The sequence below is a fragment of the Nonomuraea antri genome (assembly GCF_013283785.1).
Taxonomy (GTDB): domain Bacteria; phylum Actinomycetota; class Actinomycetes; order Streptosporangiales; family Streptosporangiaceae; genus Nonomuraea; species Nonomuraea antri.
Genome location: NZ_JABCPZ010000091.1, coordinates 1 through 4563, shown reverse-complemented (window position 1 = coordinate 4563; position 4563 = coordinate 1). Strand labels below are relative to the sequence as shown.

3 protein-coding genes are annotated in these 4563 nt (G+C 71.4%); all 3 read left to right on the top strand.

Translation table 11 applies throughout. The features are described 5' to 3' along the window. Positions 1 to 722 precede the first annotated feature (722 nt). Positions 723 to 2729, top strand: coding sequence for an MMPL family transporter (locus tag HII36_RS27320; RefSeq protein WP_173526119.1), 2007 nt, complete (start codon positions 723 to 725; stop codon positions 2727 to 2729). Positions 2730 to 2762: 33 nt separating this feature from the next. Further along, entirely contained in the window at positions 2763 to 3665 is a 903-nt protein-coding gene (locus HII36_RS27315) for a hypothetical protein (RefSeq protein WP_328807915.1), read from the top strand. Between the two features lie 19 nt (positions 3666 to 3684). Then, a partial coding sequence (locus HII36_RS27310; protein ID WP_173526118.1) for a hypothetical protein occupies positions 3685 to 4563 on the top strand: 879 nt, incomplete at its 3' end.

Genomic DNA, 4563 nt, shown 5'->3' with positions numbered 1-4563 from the left:
GTGTTCTTCTCGCATTGCTACGCGAAGTCACCCCCAGACGAGTCCACCGGGCCGTGCGAGGTCGTCGCGCGGGCAAGCAGGAATATGGGTCGCCGGCCAGGGTTCGTCCTGGCGAGACCGGCCAACGCCTAAAGCCACGCCATTCCTATTATTTTGTCCGAAAGTCAGTCAAGGGATGAAATTTCAACCAATGACGTAATGGAGGTTTTCGGGCATCGGGAAATTCGGCCGACCGAGGGCCTATGAGCGGGTGGCGGGTATTGCCGGCCGGGTCGATGATGATCGTCGAGGCCCCGCGCCTGCGGCGTTCGTCACACGCAGTGATGATCATGCTTCGTGCAGGGAATGCCCGTAATCCAGGTTTCGGTCATCACGCCGATAAGTTGACTGACCGTATTGACGTGCGGAGTGGAATTTGGTCCCGCATTAATGTCAGACAATCGTTGATCTTGCTGGCAGCGGCATCATGACGGGTTGACAGGCGTCGGGATCACGCCTGCGCCGGGCCGGCATCGGCCCGACGGAAAGCCCGGGAATCGGCCCGTTCCCCGGTTCCGGGCGCCGCCCTGTTTCCGGCCGGCGTCCCTTGTGGAAGCGCATGTCAAGGACCATGCCGCCCCTCGGGCGGAGGCACGCGCGATGGTGCCGTACCGCGGATGGCGTAGGCCGGGGACCGCGGGCGGAGGACGACCGCGCGCGGCCCCCGTTCCTACGGTCGCCGCATGATCCGATTCTGTATCCGCCACCGCCGCCTGGTCGTGCTGCTCTGGCTGGTCCTGACCGCCGCGCTCGTCACCGCCGCCGTCGCCAGGCCCGGACCGGCGAACGACGACTTCACGCTGCCGGGCTCGGAGAGTCAGCAGGCCGCCGACCTGCTCGGCGCGGCCGCCGACAGCCCGCCCGGGACGCTCGTCATCGCGGGGCCGGCGGGCCAGGCCGTGGCCGACCTCGTCGGCCGCATCGACGGGCTTCCCGGCGTCACCGTCGGGGAGCGGCGCGTCTCACCGGACGGCTCCGTCACCGCCATCCCGCTCGACTACCCCGACCAGGCGACCGCGCTACGCATCAAGGCGCTCCGCGACGGCTTCCACGCGCCGGGGACCACGGCCGAGCTGTCCGGTGACGACTTCGCCGACTTCACCCCCGGCGGACTCGCCGAAGGGCTCGGCCTGCTGGCCGCCGCCGTGGTGCTCCTGATCGCCTTCCGCTCCCTCATCGCCACCGCGCTGCCGCTGGTCATCGGGGTGGTCGGCGTGACCTGCGGGGTCGCGTCGCTGAGCGTGTCGTCCCACCTCGTGGACGTGCCCAGCTTCGCCGTCTACCTGACGATCATGCTGGGGCTCGGCGTCGGCATCGACTACGCGCTGCTGATCGTCACCAGGTTCCGCTCCTCGCTGGCCGAAGGGCCCGCCGCGGGCGGCGTCACGCGCGACGTCACGCGCGACTTCACGGGCGACGCCGTGGACGACGCCGTGACCACCGCCATGCGCACGGCGGGCAGGTCCGTGGCGTTCGCCGGGGTCACCGTGATCGTCACCGGCGCGGGCATGTTGTTCCTCGGCCCGTCGCTGGGCGGCGGGATCGCGCTTGCCGCCGGCTGCGGCGTCCTCATGGTGATGCTGGCCTCGCTCACCCTGCTGCCCGCGCTGCTGCGCATGATCGGGACCAGGATCGACAGGTTCGCGCTCCCCGCCCGATCCGGCGGCCGCCCGCCGGCCGTGCGCTGGAGCCGGGTCGTGCAGCGGCGTCCCTGGCTGACCGGGCTGCTGGCGTTCGCGCTGCTGGCCGGGCTGGCGTTGCCGGCCCTGCAGTTGCGGGCCGGCTGGTCCGACGCGGGCGACCGGCCGGTCAGCGACACCACGCGGCGCGCCCACGACCTGTCGGCGCGCGCGTTCGGCCCGGGCCTGGCGGGCCCGCTCGTGCTTGCCGTCGCCGACGCGTCCGTCCCGGTGCCGGACGTGGTGGAGCGGGCCGGGCGCACGCCGGGCGTCGCCGCGGCCCACCCGGCGGGGGAGCGGACCGCGATCGTCGTCCCCGCCACCGGCCCCCAGGACCAGGCCACCACGGACCTCGTCCACCGCCTGCGCGCCGAACTGCCAGAACCCGTGCTCGTCACCGGATCGACCGCGGCCGCCATCGACTTCGCCCGCCACGCCGCCCAGCGGCTGCCATGGACCGTCGGCGCGGTGCTGCTGGCCTCGTTCCTGCTGCTCATGGCCGTGTTCAGGAGCGTCGTCCTGCCGCTGAAGGCCATCGCGGTCAACCTGCTGTCCATCGGCGCCGCCTACGGCGTGATCGTCGCCGTCTTCCAGCAGGACGTGCTCGGACTCGGCGCCTCCGGCCCGATCGACGCCTGGGTGCCGATGACGTTGTTCGTCGTCATGTTCGGCCTCTCGATGGACTACAAGGTGTTCCTGCTCTCCCGCGTGCGCGAGGAGTACGAGCGGCTGCGCGACAACAGCCGGGCCGTCGCCGCCGGGCTCGCCGCGACCGCCCGCGTCATTACCGCCGCGGCTACGATCATGTTCTGCGTTTTCGCCGCCTTCGGCACGTTCGACGACCGCGCACTGCGGATCATGGGGGTCGGATTGGCGACGGCGGTGCTGGTAGACGCCACTGTGGTGCGTCTGATCCTGGTGCCTGCCGCCATGGAAGTGCTCGGTGAGCGCAACTGGTGGTTTCCCCGCCTGACGTTTTCGAGGCTGCCAATGAATCGAAATGTTACGTAGTATCCGACCATCACGAGCGTTGGGGGCGCCAGGGTGCCAGTGCAGAGCGTGGGCGTGGTCGTCGACCCGGCAGTGCCGCCGGAGGTCGCTGGACTGCTGCGCGCCAACGCTCCCCTGCTGGCCAGGATCAAGGCCGGCTGGGTGCCGCCGCCCGAGACCCGGGCCGACCGGCGCAAGGGGCAGACCGGGCTGGTCCTGCTGGCCGCCACGCCCGTGGTGGTCGCCCTCATGGCGGTGCTGCTGGCCACCGCGGCCGCCCCGGCCGGTTTCACGCTGCTCGGCCTGTTCGTGCTGGTCGTGCTCACCAGGATGGCCTCCATCACCGAGGTCCCCTACGACGACAGGCCCGACGAGCGCGCCGTGTACGAGCGGGCCCGCTGGTACGACGGCCGCTACCTGCTGCCCGAGGAGTTCGACGAGGACGCCTCCCGAGTGCTGACCAGGGCCCAGCGGGCCATCGGCGCGGTGCTGCGCTCCCACGTCAACGCCGAAGGGCTGCTCGACGACGCGCGCAACGCGGTGATGCTGCCCACCCAGGAGTGGGAGATCGCCCGGCTGCTGGCCAAGCTGTCGGCCTTACGCAGGGAGCACCACGACCTGCTGGCCAGGGGCATCGCCCCCGAGGTGGCGGCCGTGGTCGAGCCGCTCGATCGCGCCCTGGCCAACAGCGAGGCCGCGGTGATCACCAGGGTCGAGGCGCTGGAGCGGTACGCCGCCCACGTCGCCGAGGCCGAGCGCGCCTACCACGCCCGCGGCCAGATCGAGGAGCTGCGGGCCAGGCTGCCCCGTTACGAGGAACTGCTGGCCGAGGCGGGCGCCGACTCGCTGGCCGTTCCGGAGATCGAACGCCTCGCCCAGGACGCCGACCAGCTCGAACAGATCCTGCGGCGCAGCGTGAGATCCGCACACGAAGCGTTCCGTTACCTCGAAGGCTGACTTACCTTAGGATCCGTTTGTGGTGGAAGTGGTCGTGGATCCCGGGGTTCCACCCCACGACGCGCAACTGCTGCGAGACAGCGGTCAGGTGCTCGTCCGGATGCGCTCGGGCTGGGCGCCCGCACGCCCGCCGCGATTAGGCGGCCATGGCCGCTCCGTCGCGCAGGGCGCGCTGCTGGTGGCCTTCGTCGGGCTCATGATCGGGCTGGGCCTCTTCGGCCGCGACCTGGGCCTGCTCATGCTGGTGCTGCTCGGCGTCCCCGTCCTCATCGTGGCGTTCGTCGGCAACGACGTGTCCGAGGACGAGGACGACAAGGTCGACCGCCTGATCTACGACCACCTGCGCTGGTACGAGGGCCGCTACGTGCTGGTGGACGACCTCGACGAATCGTCCGCGCGGCTGCTGGCCCGCGCGCAGCAGGCCATCGCCACCGTGACCGAGTCGCGGGTCAACGCCGAAGGGCTGCTCGACGACGCGCGCAACGCGGTGATGCTGCCCGCCCAGGAGTGGGAGATCGCCCGGCTGCTGGCCAAGCTGTCGGCGCTGCGCGCCAAGCACCGCGAGACCGTCGAGTCCGGCCTCTCGCCGGAGGTGGCGGCCGTGGCCGAGCCGCTGGCCAGGGCGCTCGACAGCAGCGAGGACGCGGTCGTGGCCCGGGTCGAGGCGCTGGAACGTTACGCCGCCAACGTGGTCGAGGCCGAGCGCGCCTACCGGGCGCACCACCAGATCGAGGAGCTGCGCGGCCGGCTGCACCAGTACGAGGAACTGGTCGCCGAGACCGGGGCCGACGGGTTCGCCGTCCCGGAGCTGGCCCGGCTCGCCGCGGACGCCGACCGGCTCGAACAGGCGTTGCGGCGCACCGTGCGCTCGGCCAGGGAGGCGTTCCGCTACCTCGAC